Origin of the sequence: Pseudoalteromonas sp. CH_XMU1449-3, assembly GCF_037027245.1 — a bacterium.
Lineage (GTDB): Bacteria > Pseudomonadota > Gammaproteobacteria > Enterobacterales > Alteromonadaceae > Pseudoalteromonas > Pseudoalteromonas shioyasakiensis.
Genome location: NZ_JAYMDY010000005.1, coordinates 137,121 through 160,620 on the forward strand (window position 1 = coordinate 137,121; position 23,500 = coordinate 160,620).

Consider the following 23,500-nt stretch of genomic DNA (forward strand, 5'->3'; position numbering starts at 1 on the left):
GCAATACTATCACTTTTAGCGCAGTAGAAAAATGACGCGCTAGCTATTGCATACAATATTATCTGAGCTAGTGGTCAGTTACCAATGATTAGTGAGTTAAATGAGAAAAAAATCAACAGCTAACCGCCAAGCAAAAGCAGCGAACAATAAATCAGCAAATGGTTTTATTCGTATTATAAGTGGGCAATTTCGCGGTAGAAAATTACCCGTAAAAGATGTGCAAGGCTTGCGCCCAACCACAGACCGTATAAAAGAAACTGTATTTAACTGGCTAATGCAAGATACCCGAGGCGCAGCGATACTCGATTGCTTTGCCGGTTCCGGCGGTTTAGGTTTTGAGGCGTTATCACGCTTTGCTGATCATGCTGTGTTTTTCGAACTAGATAAAGGCGCCGCTAGCCAACTAAAAGAAAACATTAGCACCCTTAAATTGGATAATGCCGTCGTAAAACAAGGCAATAGCCTTTCATTATTAGAACAAAACACGCAAAACGAACAATTTGATCTAATTTTTGTTGACCCGCCATTTCGACAAAACTTGGCTGAAAAAAGTTGTTTTTTACTCGAAAAAAATAACTGGTTATCTGCCCAAGCACTTATATATGTTGAGGTCGAAAGCGAACTAAGCGACCTAGATACTCCAGATAACTGGATGCTTTTAAAAGAAAAAGCTGCCGGACAAGTGATTTGTCGACTATATCAACGCGAGACAAATTAACCCTGTTTTGCAAACCTAGTTTCTGTTAATATTATTCTTTACATGTGGTGTTGCTTCGGATTACAATACCGCACCATTTTTGAACCACTTGGTCGTTATTCGATCAACTTGAGCAACGCTCATTATTTAGGTAGGTGAATTTTTAATGCCAGTAATTAAAGTAAGAGAGAACGAACCGTTTGACGTAGCACTTCGTCGCTTCAAGCGTTCATGTGAAAAAGCAGGTATCCTTTCAGAAGTTCGTCGTCGCGAGCACTATGAAAAACCAACAGCTGAGCGTAAGCGTAAAAAAGCTGCTGCAGTAAAGCGTCACATGAAGAAGCTTTCTCGCGATAACGCACGTCGCGTTAAATTATACTAATCAGTATTTGGTCTTGTATAAATGAGCCTTTTATTAACGCTAAAAGATGCGCAAAAAGATGCGATGAAGGCAAAAGACAAAGAACGTCTTAAACCTATCCGCATGGTACTTGCTGCAATCAAGCAACGTGAAATTGACGAGCAAATTACGCTTGACGACGACGGTATTACCGCTGTTTTAGTAAAGCTTGTTAAGCAACGTCGCGATTCTTACACCCAGTACATTGATGCGGGTCGTGAAGATTTAGCTGAAATTGAAGCCAGTGAGATTAAAGCACTTGAAGAATTCTTACCTCAACAATTGAGTGAAGAAGAAATCATTGCTCTTATTGACTCGGCTATAGCTGATACAAACGCAGCGGGTATGCAAGACATGGGTAAGGTAATGGGAGTTATCAAAAGCAAAGCTGAAGGTCGTGCCGATTTAGGTAAGATTTCTGGCTTAATCAAGCAACGATTAACTGCCTAACCCCCACATACAGATGTATGATTCAAGCAAACCGAGCCTAGTGCTCGGTTTCTTGCTTTTAGTCTTTCATAAACACAGTAATTGTGTTCAAATCTTATTTTACAACGCATAGATAGCGCAGGAAAATACAACAGCTATGGCCGGAAAGATCCCTCGACAGTTTATTGATGATTTACTCGCTCGCACAGATATTGTTGAGTTAATTGATTCGAGAGTTGGCCTTAAAAAAGCAGGTAAAGACTACCAAGCCTGTTGCCCATTCCATAACGAAAAATCACCTTCATTTACCGTTTCTCAAGATAAACAGTTTTACCATTGCTTTGGTTGTGGTGCCAATGGCAATGCAATTTCGTTTGTCATGGAATACGACAAATTAGAGTTCGTTGATGCTATTGAAGAATTAGCGAGTATGCTCAATTTAGACGTACCTCGCGAACAAGGCACAAGTTCAGGCCCACAACGCACCGCAGAACAAAAGCGCTCTGATTACGATTTAATGTTACATGCTGCTCGCTTTTATCAGCATCAGTTAAAGCATCATGCCAACTCGAAAACGGTTATCGACTATATTAAGGGTCGTGGTTTAAGCGGTGAAACAGCGAAAAAGTTCATGATTGGTTATGCGCCAAGTGAATGGGAAGCGCTATGCCAGCAACTTGGCCGCAACAAAGAACAAAAAGAGCAGCTTGTAGAACTAAAACTAGCCTCTGAAAAGTCGCCTGGTCGCCAATTTGACTTCTTCCGTGATCGACTCATGTTCCCTATTCGCGATAAACGCGGTCGGGTGATTGCCTTTGGTGGCCGTGTTATGCAAGCGGATCAAGGTCCTAAATACCTTAACTCACCAGAAACCCGTATTTTCCATAAAGGCTTTGAGCTATATGGTTTATACGAAGCCAAGCAAGCACATAAAAAACTTGAACATATTTTAATTGTTGAAGGTTATATGGATGTTGTTGCTTTAGCTGAGCAAGGCATCGAATACGCCGTTGCCGCCCTTGGCACAGCAACGACTGCAGAACATATGCACACTTTATTTAGAACCACAGATAAAGTGATTTGCTGCTACGACGGTGACCGTGCTGGCCGCGATGCTGCTTGGCGTGCACTAGAAAATGCACTGCCTTATCTTGGTGATGGTAAGTCGTTAAAGTTTGTGTTTTTACCAGATGGTGAAGACCCTGATTCACTGGTACAACAAGAAGGCAAAGACGCTTTTGAAGCTAGGTTAAGCGAAGCGGATGATTTTACTAAGGTGCTGTTTAATAAGCTCAGCCAAGAGATAGACCTTACTCAAGACGCAGGTAAAGCAAAGCTCCTTAGTGATGCCCTGCCACTAATTGAAAAAATCCCTAGTGATTTTTACCAAGAAAATATTTTGGAACATCTTGGCCGCTTAATTGGTCGAACAAGAGAGCAATTAAATAATCGCGTTAAGTCGCCAAAGCAACAGCATGCGATTGAGCGTAAATTTAAAATAACGCCGATGCGCCAAGCGATTGGTATTTTATTGCAACACCCAAATTTGGCGACCAGCATTGCTTATATGCCAGAGTTAGCTGAGATGAAAATAGCCGGTATTGAGCTATTTTTACGCATTCAGCACTTAGCACTAGAACGTGAAGGTATCACGACGGCACAAATTTTAGAGTCATTTAGGGATGGCGCTGAATATGACGCGCTAGTGAAACTAGCAACTTGGCAGCACCAAATAAATGACGATCGTTTAGAGACGGTTTTTAAAAATACTTTTAAATTTATTGAAGACCAGTGTTTAAATTATCGACTAGAGACCCTATTAATAAAAGACAAGACCCAAGGCTTAAGCAGCGAAGAAAGGCTAGAATGCCACTTACTGACGCAAGCGTTAAAAGGCAGCAACAGCTAGTCAGAATTGAATAATGCTGTTATACTGTGCTATTCACTGCGTCTAGTTAGTTTTCGTGTCGCTTAATTAGTAAGCGAGCTGGCGCCTGTTGTATCAACTTTCAGAGTGGAAGAATAAATCTCTATGGATCCAACTCCTCAGTCACAATTAAAGCTTCTGATTCAAAAAGGTAAAGAGCAAGGTTATTTAACTTTTGCAGAAGTTAATGATCACCTTCCACAAGACATTATCGACTCAGATCAGGTAGAAGATATCATTAGCATGATTAATGATATGGGTATCAAGGTAAGCGAAAACGCACCTGATGCCGATGAATTAATGATGCAAGAAACAACGACAGACGAAGACGCAGCAGAAGCCGCGGCAGCTGCACTTGCGACTGTAGAAAAAGAGATCGGTCGAACAACTGACCCTGTACGTATGTATATGCGTGAAATGGGTACTGTTGAACTTCTTACGCGTGAAGGCGAAATCGTTATCGCTAAGCGTATTGAGGAAGGTATTAACCAAGTACAGATTTCAGTTGCTGAATACCCTGAAGCAATTACTTATCTACTAGAGCAATGGGACAAATTCGAAGCTGAAGAAATGCGCTTAAGCGATATTATCTCTGGCTTCTTTGATCCTAATAATGAAGACGAATCACAAATTTCTGCAACACACATCGGTTCTGAGTTAAACGAAGAGCAACTCGACGAAGAAGACGACGAAGACGATGATGACGAAGATAGTGATGATGATAGCGATGATGATAGCGATGGCGACACAGGTCCAGATCCTGAAGAAGCCCGTATTCACTTCGAAAACTTACGTGAGCTTTATAACAAAGCACGCGAAACGTTCGAAGAAAAAGGTCGCTCACACCCTGATTCACTTGAAGCTATTGCAGAAATCGGCGAACTATTTAAAACATTTAAATTAGTGCCAAAACAGTTTGACCGCATGGTTAACAACATGCGTGAAATGATGGACCGCGTTCGTGTACAAGAACGTATCATCATGAAGCAAGCTGTACAAATTGCTAAGTTACCGAAAAAGAACTTCATCAAGCACTTTGCAAATAACGAAACAGACACAAGCTGGATTGACCTTGAGATTGCTGCAAACGAGAAATACTCAGTAGCACTTGAATCAGTTAAACCAGAAATAATTCGTTGCATCAGCAAACTAAGTGCAATTGAAGAAAGCACGGGTCTTAGCATCGAACGAATTAAAGATATCAACCGTCGTATGAGTATTGGTGAAGCGAAAGCTCGCCGTGCGAAGAAAGAAATGGTTGAAGCGAACTTACGTCTTGTAATTTCAATTGCGAAAAAATACACCAACCGTGGTTTACAGTTCTTAGACCTTATCCAAGAAGGTAATATTGGTCTAATGAAAGCGGTTGATAAGTTCGAATACCGCCGTGGTTATAAGTTCTCAACTTATGCAACATGGTGGATCCGTCAAGCAATCACGCGTTCGATTGCTGACCAAGCACGTACCATCCGTATTCCTGTGCACATGATTGAGACGATCAACAAATTAAACCGTATCTCTCGTCAAATGCTACAAGAGATGGGTCGTGAGCCGAGCCCAGAAGAATTAGCTGAGCGTATGTTAATGCCTGAAGACAAGATCCGTAAGGTACTTAAAATCGCTAAAGAGCCAATTTCAATGGAAACACCAATCGGTGATGATGAAGATTCGCACTTAGGTGACTTCATTGAAGATACCACTATCGACTCACCTATTGATTCTGCAACCATGGAATCACTACGTGGCGCAACAAACGATGTACTAGCGGGCTTAACAGCACGTGAAGCTAAAGTACTACGTATGCGTTTCGGTATCGACATGAACACTGACCATACATTAGAAGAAGTAGGTAAACAATTTGACGTAACACGTGAGCGTATTCGTCAAATCGAAGCGAAAGCGTTACGTAAATTACGTCACCCTTCTCGCTCTGACTTACTAAAAAGCTTCTTAGATGCTAAGTAATTTAGTATCGCGTTATTAACTAAAAGGCCGCTGTTGCGGCCTTTTTTCTATTCGAGAGATATTCATGGCTTGGATCCAAATTCGCATCAACGCAAATGCAGACAACGCAGAATTAATCAGCGACTTACTCATGGACACTGGCAGTGCGTCAGTCACCTATGTTGATGCCAAAGATACCCCTATTTATGAGCCAAAACTTGGTACTGTGCAGTTATGGGCTGATACCACTGTGATTGGCCTGTATGACGCTAACCACGATATGGACAGCGTAGTAGCAACATTAAATGCTGAAGCAACACTCGCCGATAAGCTCGTTTATAAAATTGAACAGCTTGAAGATAAAGATTGGGAACGTGAATGGATGGATAACTTCCACCCTATTCAATTCGGTGAGCGCTTATGGATCTGCCCAAGCTGGCGCGATATTCCAGATCCTGATGCGGTTAATGTATTGCTCGACCCTGGCCTTGCTTTTGGCACAGGTACCCATGCAACCACTGCGCTTTGTTTAAAATGGCTAGAAAGCCAAGATTTAACAGGTAAAACCGTGGTCGATTTTGGTTGTGGCTCAGGTATTTTAGGAATTGCGGCGATCAAACTCGGCGCTGAACGTATGATCGGTATCGATATAGATCCTCAAGCCCTTGAAGCAAGCCGCGATAATGCAAAACGTAATGGCGTTGCAGATAAACTTGAAGTGTATTTACCTGAAGATCAACCAGAGTTTACAGCCGATATTGTGGTTGCAAACATCTTAGCTCAACCACTTCGTGAACTACATGAAGTGATTTTAGGTCTTTTAAAACCGAATGGTAAAATTGCTATGTCAGGCATTTTAGAAGAACAAGCTCAGTCTGTAGCCGATGTTTACGCCCCGTTTTTAGCACTTGATGACGTGGCTGTTGAGGGTGAATGGACCCGAGTCAGCGGCATCAAGAAAGCCTAAATAGCACTAGAGTATTTACTCAAACATAATAGGTAAAGCCAGTATTTAACAGGCTTTACCTTATTTTTACAGTTAGTAGTTTCTCACTTTTTTGTGAGTAAAAAATTTTTCTGTTCAAATATCAAACAAATCAACCTACCCGTCAAACTGTTATCAAAAGTCAATACGAAAAGGGCAAAAAAAAGTCACTTTTGTTCAATTTATAGCCTTTGATTTTTGTAAAAAAAGCCGTAAACTTAGCGCCCCTTGAAAAGAGGCCAATTGAATAACAGTGCGTATCGGTTCATACCAACTTGAGAACAATGTAATTGTCGCGCCAATGGCAGGCATTACAGACAGACCTTTTAGACAACTTTGCCGTCGCTTAGGTGCGGGCCTTGCTGTTTCTGAAATGCTCTCGTCAAACCCGAAAGTATGGAAAACTGAAAAATCGATGAACCGTATGGATCACAGCGGTGAGTCGGGAATTCGTTCGGTGCAAATCGCCGGAGCCGATCCTGAGCTTATGGCACAGGCAGCACAATTCAATGTCAGCAATGGTGCACAGATCATAGATATCAATATGGGGTGCCCAGCTAAAAAAGTGAATAAGAAACTCGCAGGCTCTGCCTTATTACAGTTTCCTGAATTAGTACAAGAGATACTCGATGCCGTTGTTAATGCTGTCGATGTCCCTGTAACTTTAAAAATCCGTACCGGATGGGATCAGGATAACCGTAATGGTGTCGAGATTGCGAGAATAGCTGAACGTTATGGCATTGCTTCACTGGCAGTACATGGGCGAACGCGCGCATGTATGTATAAAGGTGAAGCAGAGTACGCCACAATTAGGGATATTAAACGTTCAGTGTCTATCCCTGTCGTTGCCAATGGTGATATTACTTCACCAGAAAAAGCAAAGCAGGTTTTGGATTATACGGGTGCAGATGCCATTATGATTGGTCGAGCCGCCCAAGGTCGCCCTTGGATTTTTAGGGAGATAGACCACTATTTGCGAACTGGAGAACATTTGCCAGCACCTGAAATTGCAGAGGTGCGTAGCATTTTGATGGAGCATTTAGACAATCTTCATCAGTTTTACGGGGAGCCAATGGGAGCGCGTATCGCTCGAAAGCATGTATCTTGGTATTTGCAAACCCATGACAGTGACGGTCAGTTTAGGCGAGTATTTAATGCGTTAGATAACCCACAGGCACAAGTCGACGCATTAGAAGAATACTTTAAAACACTAGCAGCTAACTAAGAAAGAAAGAGACATATAACGATGTTCGAACAAAACGTGACTTCTCCATTTATCACAAACCCTCATGTACAGTCACACGAGAAACCACAGCCGTTGCGTGATGCAGTGAAAAAAGCTGTTCATCACTACTTAAAGCAACTTAATGGTCAAGACGTACAAGACGTATACGACCTTGTTCTTTCTGAGCTAGAAGCACCATTACTTGAAGAAGTAATGACGTACACGCGTGGTAACCAAACTCGTGCTGCAATCTTACTAGGTATCAACCGTGGTACTTTACGTAAGAAACTTAAAAAGTACGGCATGAACTAATACTGGTTATACCCAAACCACCTCAAGGTGCAAGTTTCAGTTGGAATTAAAAGCGATTTAGGCAAGGCATTGATTGCAAGTAATAGTGGTTCTATTGTTAAAATCAATAACGCAGTATAAATCGCTTTTAAACCAACCCTTTGGGCGTTTCACAGGCACTCACTCTCATCGTTGTTACTTCTTAAAAGGGATTGCCATTCTTGCAAAGTAACGCCTTGATATTAAGCACCTGTGAAACGCTGAATTCTGCACCTTGAGGAGGCTTGGGTATATCTGAATCCGTAATCAGTTTTACGAGCCATCGTTATAATTGCTTACAGCTTCATAGTAACTGGTAATAAGTTATTTGAAAAAAGCACCTTAGGGTGCTTTTTTTATAGCTGTTAAAAACTATGCAAAATCCTCACGCTTTAAACGTCGTTTTTTAAAGCAGATTCAGTTAAAATACCGCCTTTCTAAGCTAGCTCAAACATTGAGGTAATCAAAACTACAATGGATACACATCGTCCAATTCGTCGCGCACTATTAAGTGTGTCAGATAAAACCGGTATCGTTGAATTTGCTCGCGCTCTTGAAGCACAAGGCGTGGATATTTTATCAACTGGCGGTACTTGCAAATTACTTGCTGATAACGGCATCAAAGTCACTGAAGTATCTGACCATACTGGTCACCCTGAGATCATGGATGGTCGCGTAAAAACACTTCATCCAAAAATTCACGGCGGCATCCTAGCGCGTCGCGGTCAAGATGAAGACGTAATGAGCGAGAATAACATCTCTGCTATCGATATCGTTGTAGTTAACTTATACCCCTTCGCAAACACTGTTGCGAAAGAAGACTGCAGCCTAGAAGATGCGATTGAAAACATTGATATCGGTGGTCCAACTATGGTTCGCGCTGCGGCGAAAAACCATAAAGACGTGACTATCGTGGTAAATGCAAAAGATTACGACCGTGTGATCAGCGAAATGCAAAGCAACAACGGTTCAACAACGTATAAAACACGTTTTGATCTAGCTATTGCTGCTTACGAGCACACAGCTCAGTACGATGGCATGATTGCAAACTACTTCGGCAAAATGGTTCCTGACTACACAGAGGAAGCTGCTGAAGAGACTAAGTTCCCACGCACTATCAACATGCAGTTCACTAAGAAGCAAGATATGCGCTACGGTGAGAACTCACACCAAGACGCTGCTTTTTATGTTGAAAACGACTTAACTGAAGCATCTGTTGCGACTGCGCTTCAATTGCAAGGTAAAGCACTTTCTTACAACAACATTGCTGATACTGACGCAGCATTAGAGTGTGTAAAAGAATTCGACGTACCAGCGTGTGTTATCGTAAAACATGCGAACCCTTGTGGTGTGTCAATTGGTGACAACATTCTTGAAGCCTATGATCGTGCATTCAAAACTGACCCTACATCAGCATTTGGTGGCATCATCGCATTCAACAAAGAGCTTGATGCAGACACAGCTGAAGCAATTGTTGCTCGTCAATTCGTTGAAGTTATCATTGCACCTAAAGTATCTGAAGCAGCTGCACAAATCGTATCTGCTAAGCAAAACGTACGTTTATTAGAATGTGGTGAATGGACGGGTAATGCAACAGGTCACGACATCAAGCGTGTTAATGGCGGTATTCTAGTTCAAGACCGCGACCTAGGCATGGTTACACAAGGCGACCTTAAAGTTGTATCTAAGCGTCAACCAACTGAGCAAGAATTAAAAGATTTATTATTCTGCTGGAAGGTAGCTAAATTCGTTAAGTCTAACGCAATTGTTTATGCACGTGACGGTATGACTATCGGTGTAGGTGCAGGTCAAATGAGCCGCGTTTACTCAGCGAAAATTGCTGGTATCAAAGCTGCTGACGAAAACCTTGAAGTAAAAGGTTCAGTTATGGCATCGGATGCATTCTTCCCATTCCGTGACGGTATTGATGCAGCTGCAGAAGCTGGCATCACCGCTGTTATTCAACCAGGTGGTTCAATGCGCGATGAAGAAGTTATCGCTGCAGCTGACGAAGCTGGTATGGCAATGGTATTTACAGGTATGCGCCATTTCCGCCACTAATCACATAAAGGGTTAAGCGAATAGCTTAACCCTTTTTGTTTGCCACAAATTCACGTATTCTGATTAATAATAATAATTACCCATATAATGAAGGAACAGATGATGAAATTTGCCGTAAAATCGTTACTCGTTGCCAGCCTTGCACTGACATCAGCACAGGCTTTAAGCCATTCTCATGAATCAGCGCTTACACAAGCTGTGCAATCAAGCGAACGTGATGCTAAAAATAGCGCACGTGATAAATATCGCCATCCAGTTGAGACACTTGAGTTCTTTGGCTTTAAGCCAAACATGACAGTTGTTGAAATTGCACCTGGCGGTGGTTGGTACAGTGAAATCCTTGCGCCAGCTGTAAAAGGCCATGGTGTTTACTACGCGGCACATTTCCCTGCTGATTCTGACGTGGGTTATTACCAACGTTCATTAGCTGGTTTTAAGAAAAAGATGAGCGATGACGCACGCTTCAGTGAAGTTAAACTAACTGAATTTGCGCCAGTAACACATCTTGATATTGCACCAGCGGGTAGCGCAGATCTTGTCTTAACATTTAGAAATGTACACAACTGGTACATGGGTAAAGATAAAGAAGGCGCGTTAAGTGCGTTTAAAGCATTTTATAAAGCACTTAAACCAGGCGGCACTTTAGGTGTGGTTGAACACCGCCTACCTGAAGCGCGCAGCGATGAAGATCAGAAATCATCAGGTTATATGAAGCAAAGCTATGTAATTGAAATTGCAAAGCAAGCTGGCTTTGAACTAGTGGCAAGCAGTGACATTAATGCAAACCCTCTTGATACAGCGGATCACCCTAAAGGGGTGTGGACACTACCACCGCGTTTAGCACTTGACGAAAAAGACGCTGCTAAATACAAAGCGATTGGTGAGAGTGATCGTATGACGCTGAAGTTTAAAAAACCGCTATAAATAGGATTATACGCCATGAATGTACTTGTCATCGGCAGTGGCGGCCGCGAACACGCTCTTGCGTTTAAGGCTGCACAAAATACTAAAGTAAACACCGTTTTCGTTGCTCCAGGTAACGCAGGTACTGCACTAGAGCCAAAACTTGAAAACGTTGCTATCAACGTTGAAGACCTAGCAGGTTTAGTTACTTTTGCTAAAGAAAACCACGTTGAGTTAACTATTGTTGGTCCAGAAGTACCGCTTGTTTTAGGTGTCGTTGATACTTTCCGTGAAAACGGTCTAGCTATCTTTGGCCCAACAGCAGGTGCTGCACAGCTAGAAGGCTCTAAGTCATTCACTAAAGACTTCTTAGCACGTCACGACATTCCAACAGCTGATTACCAAACGTTTGAACAAATCGACCCTGCACTTGCTTACCTAAAAGAAAAAGGTGCGCCAATTGTTGTTAAAGCTGATGGCTTAGCAGCTGGTAAAGGCGTTATCGTTGCGATGACAGAGCTTGAAGCTGAAGAAGCTATCCGCGATATGCTTGCAGGCAACAGCTTCGGTGAAGCGGGTAGCCGCGTGGTTATCGAAGAGTTCTTAGAAGGTGAAGAAGCTTCTTTCATCGTGATGGTTGATGGTAAGAACGTACTGCCATTCGCAACTAGCCAAGACCACAAACGCGCTTACAACGGTGACCAAGGTCCAAACACTGGTGGCATGGGTGCATACTCACCGGCTCCAGTGGTGACTGATGAAATTCACCAACGTATTATGAACGAAGTGATCAACCCAACGGTTGAAGGTATGGCAAAAGAAGGCCACCCTTACACAGGTTTCTTATACGCAGGTTTAATGATCACCGCTGATGGTACGCCAAAAGTAATCGAATACAACTGTCGTTTTGGCGACCCTGAAACACAACCTATGATGCTTCGTCTTAAGTCTGACCTTGTTGAACTTATCGAAGCGGCTAACCGTGAAGAACTAGATAAAACAGCAATCGAGTTCGACCCACGTGCAGCAGTCGGTGTTGTATTAGCAGCTAAAGGCTACCCAGATAGCTACCCGAAAGGTGATGCAATCAGCGGCTTGCAAGTTACTTACCCTGAAGGTGAGAAAGTATTCCACGCAGGTACTAAGCAAGATGGCGAAAACGTTGTAACTGCTGGCGGTCGTGTGCTTTGTGCTACGGCACTTGGCAACACAGTAACCGAAGCGCAACAACGTGCTTATAAACTGGTTGAACAAATCAGCTGGGAAGGCATGGAATATCGTACTGATATCGCTTACCGTGCAATTGCTCGCGAACAGAATTAAGGTCAAACCAGTCTAATTCTGAAAAAAGCGCAGTTTATCTGCGCTTTTTTAATGCTACACTGTTAAGAACATTTACCTAGATAAAGAACTAATTTTGAATAATAAAGCACTGAAATATAACTTTGTTTCATTTCTTATTCTGACAATTTTGTTTTTTATCATTGCTACCCTAGCTGCACATTTAGCCAGCCCTACCCGCTACACCATAGATAAAACAGCCCCCATCTACAGTAATACAGCTTATCGAATAGATAGTAGTAAAGCGCTGACTCTCGAGCAGTTTTTAGCTGAACCAGACAAACTTAAACAACGCCCTTTTAAAGATGTTGAGTGGGATTTAGCGGCGCAAGATTATTGGTTAAAGCTTGATTTAGAAAACCGCCAAGCAAAGCCTGTGGAGCTGGCGATTCACTTTGACAACCCTATGGTTGATTACCTTAGCGTTTATCATGTTGATGATAAGGGGCAGCTTATAGATACAACCGAGTTGGGTGATAAAGTATCTGGTCTTAGTTTGTTTCAGTACAGTACACCACACAGCATGCTTACAATGCAGGGCTATGAGCAAACATCCCTCATAATAAAAATAGATACGGTGGGTATTAGCAAAACACCTATTAATATTTATGGTGAAAAAGAGTTTCAAGATTTACTACGTTCGCAATCAGGAATTTGGGGGATCTTCATAGGTGTGCTGATCATGGCTGCCCTGTATAACTTGGTATTATTTTTAGGGATCCGTGACCGCGTCTACCTTATTTATATAGGCTACATCATCTCAGCACTGTTACTTATGGGCTCAGTGCTCGGCTTTGGTTTTTACTTATGGCCGTTATCGTGGCAAATCTTTTTTAATGAGCAAGTGGTGTTCAGTAACTACGCGATTGCATTTTTCACCGTCGCGTTTTGCACTATGTTCTTACGCTACCATAAAGACAATTGCCGCCTATACAAGCTCAGTATCAGCTTTTTAGCTCTGCTGTTCAGCCTCAGTCTTATCAGCTTTTTTATGCTGGAATACCATTCTTCAAAAATCTTTTTTGCCATCATGGTGCCGCTATACATTCTATGTATTTGCATGATTTACAAAAAGTTGGTGAGTGGTTTTCGGTGGGCAAAATTTTATGTCATGTCGTGGGTGCCATTGATTGTAGGCGCGGCAATTCAGCCGTTAGAATTAACTGGCTTTATTCCCTACAGCTTTGCAGTTAGGCACATATTTTTAGTCGCCATTCTCTGTGAGATTGTGCTCATGGCAATGGCGTTGGCAGATCGCGTTCGTTATCAACGTGAAAAAGCGCTTTATCATGCAACCCATACCCAACAAACTGAACTACTCAACCAAGCAATGCTCAAACAAGCCTATATGGCGATTACCTCGGAGCAAAGACTCGCTAATCTTTGTTTAGTGAAAATAGAGCAATTTAATGCCCTAATGAGCATTCTAAAGCCAAGCCAAAGCAGCCAAATAATTATCACTGTGGCTCAATCTTTAGAGCATCAAATTAATAAGAATAGGCAATTTATTAATTTAGAGTCAGCGTTAGATAACAGTCCAAAAGTAGCTGACTTAGGCAATGGTGTACTGGCTTTTATTTCTACCAAAATTCAATCGCAAGCAGAGCTAAACCAAGAACTTAGCAACTTATGCAAACAGCTGCCTAAGCAATATAAAGTGGCAGGCTTAGACCTGCAGCTTTACTACCGCTATAGCATTACTGAGCCAGTGAGTGATGATGGCTTTGATATTTGGCTACAACGTGGCTACTTAGGGTTGTCACAAAAGCAGCAAAACATCGACTTTAACACACCGCATATCGATATGGATGTCAGCCTTGCCGCTGAGTTACAACAAGCAATGCGAAGCAATACCTTAGCCATTTACTTACAGCCCATTATCAATTTACGCAGCGGTGCTATCTGTGGCGCAGAGGCATTGTTACGCTGGCCTACAGCGGGTAAATACCTGGACATTGAGCAACTCATTTTATTGGCTGAACGTACTGGTTTAATTAACGAGTTGAGCTTATGGGTGATTGATCAGGCTTGCCTAGCTGCTGCCCTGCTAAATCGACAAGGCTATCGCGAGCATACCATTAGCGTTAATTTAAGTGCCAAGAATCTAGCTATCCCTAAGCTTGTCGAAAAGGTCGAAAACACCATTTTGAAACATGGCATAACTGCGGATCAGTTAAAGTTTGAGTTAACTGAGTTTGCGCTTATCAAAAACCATGATGAAATGGTCAGCTTTATCAGCGAACTCAATAAACTCGGTAGCAAGGTGGTACTCGATGATTTTGGTACTGGTTACTCGTCGTTAAACTACTTGGTAAATTATTCATTTAGCACGATTAAAGTCGATAAGAGCTTTATTCTTGATTTAGTGAATAACACCACCAACCAGGTAGTGGTAAAAACCGCCATTGATATGGCCCATAACCTTGATATGAACATCACCATCGAAGGCATTGAAGACCAAGAAACAGAAAAAATGCTGATCAAGATGGGCGCAGATCAAGGGCAAGGCTATTATTACAGCAAAGCGGTACCGATTAATGAGTATCTAAGCTTTATTGCCTCACAATTTAAATAGGCCGTGTTACACTGCCCTTTTTAACATCTTTAGGGGCCATGTAAAGATGCAAGGTACGATCAGAAAATTAAAGTCGACACTGACCTCTCCTGTCGAATATCAACTACCTATCGGTGATGAGCTAGTTTCATTAAATGACTATATTGGTAAGCCGCTCACGCTGACTTTCACAGGCAATATTTTTTGCTGTAACTGTGGTAAAAAAACCAAGAAAAGCTACTCTCAAGGCCACTGTTTTGTGTGTATGCGCAAACTGGCTAGTTGTGACATGTGTATCATGAAACCTGAAACGTGCCACTTTGATAAGGGCACCTGTCGTGAGCCACAGTGGGGTGAAGAAAACTGCATGATCCCGCATTACGTGTATTTAGCCAACACTTCAGGCCTAAAAGTAGGTATTACCCGCCATACTCAAATTCCTACACGCTGGATTGACCAAGGTGCGACGCAAGCTTTGCCTATCTTCAAAGTACAAACCCGTCTTCAATCGGGTTTAGTTGAGGTTGCCTTAGCCGAATTTATTGCTGATAAAACCAATTGGCGAAACATGCTAAAAGGTCAATCTGAAGCGATTGATTTAAAAGCTGCTGCTGCAGAGTTGATCCCACAAATTGATGCTAAGTTAAGTGAACTTGCAGAGCTATTTGGCGCAACAGCCATTGAAAAGCTCGATGAAGATGTAGTTGAACTAGACTACCCAGTAAGTGAATACCCAAGCAAAATCAGTTCTTTCAATTTTGATAAAGCACCAGAAGTATCGGGCATTTTAAAAGGCATTAAAGGCCAGTACTTAATTTTTGATACTGGCGTCATTAATATTCGTAAGTTCACTTCTTACGAAATTAGCCTAGCTTAGGCTCTTTTTTCGGTATTGAGATAAAAATCATACCATTGCTGCTTCGCTATTGGGCGGCAAAAGTAATAGCCTTGAATGGTATCGCAGTTAAGTGAACGTAAGTAATTTAACTGCTCTACCTTCTCTACCCCTTCTGCGACAACATGAATACTCAAGCTTTTCGCAAGGCTAATAATCGCCGTAACAATTTCACTATTTCCGTATTCATCTGGCACTTTTGCGATAAAGCTGGCATCTATTTTTAACGTATCAATTGGCAGTTTAGTTAAGTAACTTAAAGCCGAATAGCCCGTGCCAAAGTCATCTAACGTAATATGCACACCTAGCTTTTTAAGCGCGAGTAACTCTTGTTTAGCTTCACTAAAGTGGCTGATAAAACAGCTTTCAGTAAGCTCTACTTCAAGCTTGTATGGGTCTACATCGTAACGCTCAAGTAAGCGCTCAACATTCGATGCTAGTTGCCCCTGACGTAAGTGATTTGCCGAAATATTAATTGCTAAGCGCCCTGCCTCAATGCCTTGTTGCTGCCATTTTTCTAACTCTTTACAAGCTTGCTCGATGACCCATAAATCAAGTTTCACAATTAGGCCTAGTTCTTCAGCAAGGGGAATAAATTTAGCGGGTGATATCACCCCAAGGTTTGGCTCATGCCAACGTAAGAGAGCCTCTACCCCTAAAATTTTGCCTGAATTTAACTCCTGCTTAGGTTGGAAATAAAGCTCAAACTCATCGCTTTCGATAGCGTTTTGTAATCGGCTCATCATTGCCAATCGCTCTAGAGAGCGTGCATTCATCGCAGGTTTGAATAATTGAAATGAATTACGCCCCACTTCTTTAGCACGGTACATAGCAATATCTGCATGCTTAAGCAGTGTAGCACTATCTACGCCATCATCAGGGTAAACTGCAGCGCCAATAGAAGCTGTAATTGCAACCACATGCTCGTTAATAGCAAGCGGCATACTCACTTGCTGCAATACTTGTTCGGCAAAGTTGAGCAGTGTTTCAACCCGATTTACTTCGCATAATAAAACAAACTCATCGCCACCTAAGCGCGCAAGAGTATCCCCTTCAGGTAGAATTGATAAAATACGCTCTGCCACTTGCTGCAATAAGTTATCACCAGCGTCATGCCCTAAGCTGTCGTTAACCTCTTTGAAGCGGTCTAAGTCGATAAACATCACCGCTAATAGATCATGGTTTCGTTTGGCAGAACTCAGTGCAATAGAGAGTCTGTCATGAAATAAGCGTCGATTAGGCAGGCCGGTTAGCTCATCGTAATAGGCAAGCTGGGCAATTTTTTCTTCTGCACGTTTACGCTCTGTAATGTCGCTAAAAATTGCCGCATAAAGTACTTCATCAAAGTTAGGGTCTTTAATTTGGATAATGGTGAGCCACTCTACAAACTCTTCACCATCTTTTTTGCAATTGCAGATCTCCCCTTGCCAGACCCCTTCGTATTCAATGGCATGCCACATTTTTTGATAAAACGAACGGCTATGTTTTGTAGAGCTTAAAATATTGGGACGCTTACCGATTACCTCATGCTCAGCAAAGCCGGTCAGTTTAGTAAAAGCAGGGTTAACTTGAATAATAGTGCCGTCTTTACGGGTTAACATAATGCCATCAAGTGAGGCATCAATAATTTTATTTGCTAAAAACAAGTTACGTTGTGATTTTTGCAAGGCAATATCACGCTGCTCAATAGCACGCTCAAGCTCGCAGCAATAAGCTGACTCAATCTCTGTGATCAAATCAGCAAATGAAATCACCCCGCAAATTTCATCATCTCTGACCACCAAATGACGCACATTACGCTCTGTCATAGTACGATACGCATCAAATAAACTGCTTTCACAATCAATTTCAATTAACGGGTAGCTAGCATATTGCCAACAAGGATTTAGCCACTCGGTTTGAATGATCAGCTCAACAATATCACGCTGAGTAATAATACCGTGCAGTTCAAGCTCGCGGTTATAAACCAGTACACTATCAAGGCGGCCTGCGCGCATCAGTTGCACAACCTCTTCTATCGGGGTTTGCGCATCAACTATCTCTAGGTCAGTGCGATACTGCTCATGAATAGGCCGAAATTGTAAGTAGTGGTCCAAACCTTGGTTATGCACAATATCAGATAAGTTCAACATACCTTCAGGCTGATTCTCGCTATCCATCACCAATAAATGACGAATGCCATGTTGTTGAAAACGCAAGGTTGCATCACTGACAGAGCATTGATTTGGCACTGTAATAACAGGTGCTGACATGACCTCGTGAATGGCAAGGTTCTTATAGAGCGGGCTGCTGATGTCAATTTTCAAACAATCAGCCTCAGTCCAAATACCAACAACAGACTGCTCATGCTTGATAAAAATCGCCGTCACATTGTGAACATGCATCAACCTTACCGCATCGACCAAAGGCGTATGCGCAGGACACGATACCAGCTTTTGCGAAAAGACATCACTCACCTTTTGATGTCGTCTTGGTTGATTCATAAGTCGACTTTCCTAGTTCTTACATGAATTGGCAATTATAATCATTTCAACCTATGCAACTTTGACACAGGACAATAAATGCACTCATCATTTCCTAAGATTATTTTTTCAGACCATGAATTAGCATTAGTTGAAGACGAAGCCGATATAGAAAACTTTGTATATAGCTTGAGTGAAGAGCAGCAACAAGAAGCGATGCTACTTTTGGCAACAGGGCAGTATGTCAACTTGCAAGGAGAAAGCGTGAAAGCATTAACTGATATAGAGCTAGCTAATAGAGTGACTGAGCACCTAGCACAAGAGGGAGTATGCTGTTTAAGTAAGGTTACTCGGCTTACACCAACGCAAGCCTTTGCGATGCTGGCAGATTAAGGCGCATCCACCAGCGCTTTAATATGCGCAACGGCACTACGGCCAAGGGCTGATAAAGCATAACCCCCTTCAAGATAAGAGATAATCCCTTTGCAATCTTGCTGCTGACAAAATTCAGCTAATTGCGTGGTTAGCCATGCGTAATCGTCTTCAACAAACTTCAGGCTTGCCATGTCATCTTCGAGGTGAGCATCAAAACCTGCACTAATAAACAACAGTTCAGGTTTAAATTCATTGAGTTTTGGTAGCCACTGCTCAAGGTAAACAGCTTTTAAGTCATTACCATCACTGGCAATTGGCAGCGGTGAGTTAACTAAAGTCGCGTTATTTTCAACCGCAGTATTTGGGTAAAAAGGGTGTTGAAACAAAGAGCAAAACAACACATTGTCATCATCTAAAAAGATATCTTGCGTGCCATTACCGTGGTGTACATCAAAGTCCAAAATAGCGATACGTTTAACACCTTTGCTTTGCGCGTATTTCACGGCAATGGCTAGGTTATTAAAAACGCAAAACCCTGCAGAGGTGCTACGGTTTGCATGATGCCCTGGTGGTCTAACCGAGCAAAATGCGGCATCCAGTTTATCAGCAAGGATTTCATCAACGGCGAGTAATCCAGCACCAACGGCTCGTTCAATTGCTTTCATTGAATCTGGGCACAACCAAGTGTCGCCGTCTAATTCAGCAAGCCCTTCATCGGGAATTGTTTGCTCTACATGGCTTACCAAAGGTTCATCATGAGCAAGTAAAAAGTCGTCGCGGCTGGCTTTAGGAGCTTGTAAGTGAGTAATTGCTATATCAACACCACTTGCTAGCAAGCGGTCGGTGATCACATCTAAACGCGCGGGGCATTCGGGGTGATCCTCAATCATTTTATGTTTACGACAAAATGGATGTGAGATAACTGCCGTTCTCATAATACGCTCCTTGAATTATTTTCCCCCAGTATAACAAAGCCACCTAATGGTGGCTTTGCGACTTTGGTTTACTTTTTAGCGCGTAAATCTAAATTCCTAAAGTCAAAACTAAAGTCTGTGACCGCCGTTGAGACAGCGCGCATTTTTGCACTACTCACTCGGTTATCTGGGCTCATTTGAAACTCAATGTAAGCATCTGCTTCGAGTAACTTTTCATCCCACTTCACAATAAACGTATTGCCTGTGTAATGCTCAAGCTGACCTTTCAAACGCTTTGTATGAGTAAAATCAATACGTAGCTGACCATTTAACTCCTCGATTACCACATCACCATACCAGTTATCGTGCAGCGTGCCTGTGTAGTTGATGTTTGGTAGTTTCGCTTGATAATCAGCAGGTGTTTCTGGTTTTGCGTTTGCGTAAGCTTCTTTTTTACCTTCAAAGTGCTTTTTAGCAAGATCTTCAACCCAGTCTTTATCTTCAAGATTTAATGCATCTTCTAATACTTCGTAAGTCACCGCAGAGAGCGCGCTGAATGCTTGCTGGTTACTCAAAATAACAATACCGAGGTTTTTCTCTGGTAATAATGTCACTTGAGACACCATACCTAAAATACCACCACCATGGCCTAGCTTTTTAATGCCGTGGAAATCTTCAATGCTCCAGCCTAAACCATAACCTCTAAATTGTTGGTGGTAAGCTTCATAAGCACTTTTTGATGCCATTGAGGTAATGTGCGGGTGCCACATTTGTTGCTGTTGCTTTTCAGTAAATAACTGCTGGCCATTTGGCATTTTTCCATGTGCAAGCTGCGTGCGTAGCCATTGGCTCATATCGCTTACGCTTGATGCAATCGCACCAGCGCCACGGAAATCTTCAAGGTAGTTCACAAAAAATGGGTGTAGTTGGCCATCCATTGGAATATGACCCGTCGCCCAGTTTTTATTGCTACTAGGAATACGTGAAAAACCTGCGCGTGAGTTTTTCATATCAAGTGGCTGAAGAATATTTTTCTCGATGTAATCATTCCAGCTCATGCCAGACACACGGGCTACCACCTCACCGGCAGTGACAAACATTAAGTTGTTATAGGCGTATTTACTGCGAAAACTACTCGCCGGTTTTAAGTATTTTAGCCCTGCGATAATTTCATCAATCGATTTGTCAGTATCTGGCCAAATCATTAAATCGCCTTGCCCTAAACCCAAACCGCTACGGTGGCTTAATAAATCGCGAATGGTCATTTCACGTGTTACGTAAGGGTCATACAGACGAAACTCAGGAAGATGATCAATTACTTTGTCATCCCAGCTAAGCTTACCTTCATCAATTAATTTAGCTAACGCTGCTGCGGTAAATGCTTTGGTGTTTGACGCGATACCGAATAAGGTGTCTTTATTTACTTTTTTACCGGTATCAAGGTGAGATACACCAAAACCTTTTGCTAACACGACCTGGTCATTTTCAACAATCGCTACAGCCATACCCGGTACGTCAAAACGTGCCATTGACGTTTCGATTACTTTTTCAATTTTTTTAGTATCAATATCGGCATAACTGTAAAACGAACAGCTCGATAACAGCGCCGCTGCAACGGCTAATTTACGAAATATCATAATATCCCTTGGTGATTTTTATTGTTGTGAATAGCGAACTCTTTCGCTGCCCGAGTTTTATCTGGATCATCGCAACTTGGTCTTGCGAGTATTGCTTCACTGTAATGATTTGGTACACCTGCTTCAAGCGCTCCGCGATGAACATGCTGAAGATACCAGTCGAATGGCAGTAAAGACTCATCTAAGGTGTTAGCGATATAACAATGGGCAGCAAGTTGCTCGCCATCTAGTAGTTCAACGGTGATATCTACACAGTCATAACGCGGCCCTTCGATATCATCAAGAATCGACTTTTCAGCTTCGTTTAACTGATACACAACACCATATACCAAGGCATCTGCCTGATCTGTTTTGCGCACGCTACACTTTGCAGAGCCGTCGGTACTTACCATATCAAACGTCAGTTCATAGCCTTTTAAAATAGCTGTGCCTACCCGCTTTGCTTCAGGTAACCTTGCCAGCAATCTGCTCGATGACATATTTGAACCAAATGAAAAGTTATATAGCGCCATACTTACCTCACACAACAACGCGAATAGCTAAGGCAATTAAGATCACGCCAATGCCTCTATCAAACCAGTATCCGCTTTTTAAGAAAAATGCTCGCACTGATGCTTTTGATAACACCAATGATAAAAATGAAAACCATAGCCAAGTCGCCATTGCCATATACACGCCATAACCAGCCTGCACTACAACAGGTGTTTCAGGGCTTATTACAAGAGTAAACAACGACATAAAAAACAGTGTTGCTTTGGGATTAAGGGCATTGGTAAAAAAACCGCGTCGAAATGCTTTATACACAGATTCAGGCTCAGCAGGGGCAAGGGTTTGCTGTTTACTATCGCTAGGTTTTGCGCTTCGTAAAGCTTGCACACCCAAGTATGCCAAATAAGCCCCTGCAAGGTATTTTAAAGCCATAAATAAGCTAGGTGACTGGGATAGAATTAATGCCACACCTAATACACAATAAGCAATATGCAGCAAAATAGCCGCACCAACCCCAGCACTGGTCCAAAGCGCATTTTTACGACCTTGTTGAATACTTTGCTTGAGTACAATTGCAAAGTCAGGACCTGGGCTTGCTACCGCAAAAAAGTGAGCTATGGCTATCAATAAAAACTCATCTAAATACTGCACTCAATATTACCCTACTGCTTGTTCATCTAATGCTAATAACAACGGATTTGCACTGTCACTCACCAATGCTTTAATTTGCTTTTGCGCTTTTTTATATTGGCTGCGTAAATGGGGTTTTAAAAACTTCTTCGACTGATTGTCCCCTTTAAAATGCGTAACCAGCGCATGCATAAATAGCGTTTGTGGCTCAGTCAGCGCTGCTTGGCGATTGGCATAAGGGTTATAACCGCAGCCGCAGCCACCTTTAAATTGATACACCGTATTACTCATCATCACCCCAAAGCCTAAATAGCATGCCAACGCATCGCTTGCTTGCGGTAAGTACTCTTTACCGCCGGGAGGTAAGACACCCACATGGTGAATCAAAATGGTCGCTAAGGTACCAGCAAAACTTGCCACTAAATCTTGCGGTTGATTGATTTGGTTCGGGTTAAACGAGATATTCACCGGATGATTTGCCGGCACAATTAAGCTCGCCTCGCTACCGCGTAAATTGTCTTGAAATTCAAAATGCGGAAACACCTGCGGTGTAAGCCCAGATGGCGCAACTAAGTTAATTGGCCACGCCTGCATCCCCGCATAATCAACAACTCGGCTAAATACCTTTTCAGCCATTTCATTGACGCTCGACACCCTATCCGGAAAGAACTGCCCGTTAGGTAAAATGATTTGTGTGTGTTTTAAAAAATATTCACTATCAAAGTGTTCAACAGCCCATAAAAAGGTATCGATTAACCACTGCTGCTCTTGCTCATCAACAAGTGGGGCTGACTTAAATAACGCTAACATAAATTACTCTTGTGATTGTGCCCATTGCCATGCATCCGTATTGTAAAGAGGCACAGTTGATAAAGCATGATGATGGCTACCGCTCGACTCTTTCGTTGAATAAGACAAATATAAAAGTGTGCGTGTTGGCGCATCATAAATACGACGTACTTTTAACGATTTAAACAAAATACTTTTCGATGATTTAAATACCACTTCGCCCGATTTACTGCGATCAATTTGTTGTAATTGGTCAGCGGTAATGGGGCCTGTTTGACGACAGGCAATAGACATATCGGATGGATCAGCAAAATCAAGGTTCGCTTCAATATGGCTAATGTGACAAGTTACACCGCTGATCAGCGGGTCTTGTTGTGATACCACTTTAATATCTTTGGTCGTAAATAACCCCAAACTCACCGAAGCAGCATCATCCGAGCAACCGCTCAACAAAATTAGTGGCGCAGTAAGTGCAGCTAATTTTAGTAACTTCATCCTAGTGTTCCTTATTAA

21 protein-coding genes are annotated in these 23,500 nt (G+C 42.3%); 14 read left to right on the forward strand and 7 right to left on the reverse strand.

What is annotated here, in order from left to right; all coding sequences use genetic code 11:
* The first annotated feature begins 100 nt into the window (after positions 1–100).
* The 13 genes from rsmD to WA256_RS08410 all read left to right on the forward strand — a co-directional run bounded on the left by rsmD (position 101) and on the right by WA256_RS08410 (position 15,673).
* Positions 101–718, forward strand: a complete 618-nt coding sequence (rsmD, locus tag WA256_RS08350; RefSeq protein ID WP_335990458.1) for a 16S rRNA (guanine(966)-N(2))-methyltransferase RsmD — start codon at positions 101–103, stop codon at positions 716–718.
* A 145-nt stretch (positions 719–863) separates the two neighbouring features.
* Positions 864–1,079, forward strand: coding sequence for a 30S ribosomal protein S21 (gene rpsU / locus WA256_RS08355; protein ID WP_002957797.1), 216 nt, complete (start codon positions 864–866; stop codon positions 1,077–1,079).
* A 21-nt stretch (positions 1,080–1,100) separates the two neighbouring features.
* A complete protein-coding gene (locus WA256_RS08360) occupies positions 1,101–1,547 on the forward strand; it encodes a GatB/YqeY domain-containing protein (protein WP_054551044.1) in 447 nt (148 codons plus the stop codon).
* 136 nt (positions 1,548–1,683) lie between these two features.
* Positions 1,684–3,435 (forward strand): DNA primase, encoded by a 1,752-nt coding sequence (dnaG, locus tag WA256_RS08365; RefSeq protein ID WP_062566444.1) that lies wholly within the window; start codon positions 1,684–1,686, stop codon positions 3,433–3,435.
* 123 nt (positions 3,436–3,558) lie between these two features.
* A complete protein-coding gene (rpoD, locus tag WA256_RS08370; RefSeq protein ID WP_062566445.1) occupies positions 3,559–5,418 on the forward strand; it encodes an RNA polymerase sigma factor RpoD in 1,860 nt (619 codons plus the stop codon).
* Positions 5,419–5,482: 64 nt separating this feature from the next.
* Entirely contained in the window at positions 5,483–6,364 is an 882-nt protein-coding gene (gene prmA, locus WA256_RS08375) for a 50S ribosomal protein L11 methyltransferase (protein ID WP_055020740.1), read from the forward strand.
* 271 nt (positions 6,365–6,635) lie between these two features.
* The gene (dusB, locus tag WA256_RS08380; RefSeq protein ID WP_054551040.1) at positions 6,636–7,607 is read left to right on the forward strand and encodes a tRNA dihydrouridine synthase DusB; all 972 of its coding nucleotides are present in this window, start codon (positions 6,636–6,638) and stop codon (positions 7,605–7,607) included.
* Positions 7,608–7,628: 21 nt separating this feature from the next.
* Entirely contained in the window at positions 7,629–7,919 is a 291-nt protein-coding gene (gene fis / locus WA256_RS08385) for a DNA-binding transcriptional regulator Fis (protein ID WP_002957804.1), read from the forward strand.
* A 492-nt stretch (positions 7,920–8,411) separates the two neighbouring features.
* Positions 8,412–9,998: a bifunctional phosphoribosylaminoimidazolecarboxamide formyltransferase/IMP cyclohydrolase gene (purH, locus tag WA256_RS08390; RefSeq protein ID WP_335990489.1), complete on the forward strand. Its 1,587-nt coding sequence runs from the start codon at positions 8,412–8,414 to the stop codon at positions 9,996–9,998.
* 102 nt (positions 9,999–10,100) lie between these two features.
* Complete coding sequence (locus WA256_RS08395) at positions 10,101–10,922, forward strand: class I SAM-dependent methyltransferase (RefSeq protein ID WP_335990491.1); 822 nt, start codon at positions 10,101–10,103, stop codon at positions 10,920–10,922.
* Positions 10,923–10,937: 15 nt separating this feature from the next.
* Complete coding sequence (purD, locus tag WA256_RS08400; RefSeq protein ID WP_335990493.1) at positions 10,938–12,224, forward strand: phosphoribosylamine--glycine ligase; 1,287 nt, start codon at positions 10,938–10,940, stop codon at positions 12,222–12,224.
* Between the two features lie 94 nt (positions 12,225–12,318).
* The gene (locus WA256_RS08405; protein WP_335990496.1) at positions 12,319–14,817 is read left to right on the forward strand and encodes an EAL domain-containing protein; all 2,499 of its coding nucleotides are present in this window, start codon (positions 12,319–12,321) and stop codon (positions 14,815–14,817) included.
* 46 nt (positions 14,818–14,863) lie between these two features.
* The gene (locus WA256_RS08410; RefSeq protein ID WP_054560988.1) at positions 14,864–15,673 is read left to right on the forward strand and encodes a DUF2797 domain-containing protein; all 810 of its coding nucleotides are present in this window, start codon (positions 14,864–14,866) and stop codon (positions 15,671–15,673) included.
* Here the strand turns inward: WA256_RS08410 and WA256_RS08415 are convergent.
* Positions 15,670–18,174, reverse strand: coding sequence for an EAL domain-containing protein (locus tag WA256_RS08415; protein WP_335990497.1), 2,505 nt, complete (start codon positions 18,172–18,174; stop codon positions 15,670–15,672). The two genes, WA256_RS08410 and WA256_RS08415, sit on opposite strands and share 4 nt — an antisense overlap.
* A 78-nt stretch (positions 18,175–18,252) precedes the next feature.
* Between WA256_RS08415 and WA256_RS08420 the strand changes: the two genes are divergently transcribed.
* Entirely contained in the window at positions 18,253–18,546 is a 294-nt protein-coding gene (locus WA256_RS08420) for a hypothetical protein (protein WP_335990499.1), read from the forward strand.
* Here WA256_RS08420 and WA256_RS08425 read toward each other — a convergent pair.
* From WA256_RS08425 to WA256_RS08450, 6 genes are all read right to left on the reverse strand, one after another.
* The gene (locus WA256_RS08425) at positions 18,543–19,463 is read right to left on the reverse strand and encodes a histone deacetylase family protein (protein ID WP_062566451.1); all 921 of its coding nucleotides are present in this window, start codon (positions 19,461–19,463) and stop codon (positions 18,543–18,545) included. The genes WA256_RS08420 and WA256_RS08425 overlap by 4 nt on opposite strands.
* Positions 19,464–19,531: 68 nt before the next feature.
* Entirely contained in the window at positions 19,532–21,079 is a 1,548-nt protein-coding gene (locus WA256_RS08430) for a serine hydrolase (protein ID WP_335990502.1), read from the reverse strand.
* Positions 21,076–21,591, reverse strand: coding sequence for a gamma-glutamylcyclotransferase family protein (locus tag WA256_RS08435; RefSeq protein ID WP_130166213.1), 516 nt, complete (start codon positions 21,589–21,591; stop codon positions 21,076–21,078). The genes WA256_RS08430 and WA256_RS08435 overlap by 4 nt, the downstream gene beginning before the upstream one ends.
* Before the next feature lie 7 nt (positions 21,592–21,598).
* Positions 21,599–22,219, reverse strand: a complete 621-nt coding sequence (locus tag WA256_RS08440; RefSeq protein ID WP_054560994.1) for a LysE family translocator — start codon at positions 22,217–22,219, stop codon at positions 21,599–21,601.
* A gap of 6 nt (positions 22,220–22,225) precedes the next feature.
* Complete coding sequence (locus WA256_RS08445) at positions 22,226–23,008, reverse strand: hypothetical protein (protein WP_335990505.1); 783 nt, start codon at positions 23,006–23,008, stop codon at positions 22,226–22,228.
* 3 nt (positions 23,009–23,011) lie between these two features.
* Positions 23,012–23,482 carry a CreA family protein gene (locus WA256_RS08450; protein ID WP_055196731.1) on the reverse strand — a complete coding sequence of 157 codons (471 nt, stop codon included), beginning with the start codon at positions 23,480–23,482 and terminating at the stop codon, positions 23,012–23,014.
* Positions 23,483–23,500 lie beyond the last annotated feature (18 nt).

Excerpts from the sequence above, each read along its gene's own strand:
- WA256_RS08450 (WP_055196731.1), bottom strand. The coding sequence starts at position 23,482 with ATGAAGTTACTAAAATTAGCTGCACTTACTGCGCCACTAATTTTGTTG.
- prmA (WP_055020740.1), top strand. The coding sequence starts at position 5,483 with ATGGCTTGGATCCAAATTCGCATCAACGCAAATGCAGACAACGCAGAA.
- WA256_RS08420 (WP_335990499.1), top strand. The coding sequence starts at position 18,253 with ATGCACTCATCATTTCCTAAGATTATTTTTTCAGACCATGAATTAGCA.
- rsmD (WP_335990458.1), top strand. The coding sequence starts at position 101 with ATGAGAAAAAAATCAACAGCTAACCGCCAAGCAAAAGCAGCGAACAAT.
- rpoD (WP_062566445.1), top strand. The coding sequence starts at position 3,559 with ATGGATCCAACTCCTCAGTCACAATTAAAGCTTCTGATTCAAAAAGGT.
- purH (WP_335990489.1), top strand. The coding sequence starts at position 8,412 with ATGGATACACATCGTCCAATTCGTCGCGCACTATTAAGTGTGTCAGAT.
- rpsU (WP_002957797.1), top strand. The coding sequence starts at position 864 with ATGCCAGTAATTAAAGTAAGAGAGAACGAACCGTTTGACGTAGCACTT.
- WA256_RS08360 (WP_054551044.1), top strand. The coding sequence starts at position 1,101 with ATGAGCCTTTTATTAACGCTAAAAGATGCGCAAAAAGATGCGATGAAG.
- WA256_RS08425 (WP_062566451.1), bottom strand. The coding sequence starts at position 19,463 with ATGAGAACGGCAGTTATCTCACATCCATTTTGTCGTAAACATAAAATG.
- WA256_RS08415 (WP_335990497.1), bottom strand. The coding sequence starts at position 18,174 with ATGAATCAACCAAGACGACATCAAAAGGTGAGTGATGTCTTTTCGCAA.
- dnaG (WP_062566444.1), top strand. The coding sequence starts at position 1,684 with ATGGCCGGAAAGATCCCTCGACAGTTTATTGATGATTTACTCGCTCGC.
- WA256_RS08410 (WP_054560988.1), top strand. The coding sequence starts at position 14,864 with ATGCAAGGTACGATCAGAAAATTAAAGTCGACACTGACCTCTCCTGTC.
- WA256_RS08435 (WP_130166213.1), bottom strand. The coding sequence starts at position 21,591 with ATGGCGCTATATAACTTTTCATTTGGTTCAAATATGTCATCGAGCAGA.
- WA256_RS08430 (WP_335990502.1), bottom strand. The coding sequence starts at position 21,079 with ATGATATTTCGTAAATTAGCCGTTGCAGCGGCGCTGTTATCGAGCTGT.
- purD (WP_335990493.1), top strand. The coding sequence starts at position 10,938 with ATGAATGTACTTGTCATCGGCAGTGGCGGCCGCGAACACGCTCTTGCG.
- WA256_RS08445 (WP_335990505.1), bottom strand. The coding sequence starts at position 23,008 with ATGTTAGCGTTATTTAAGTCAGCCCCACTTGTTGATGAGCAAGAGCAG.
- WA256_RS08395 (WP_335990491.1), top strand. The coding sequence starts at position 10,101 with ATGAAATTTGCCGTAAAATCGTTACTCGTTGCCAGCCTTGCACTGACA.
- fis (WP_002957804.1), top strand. The coding sequence starts at position 7,629 with ATGTTCGAACAAAACGTGACTTCTCCATTTATCACAAACCCTCATGTA.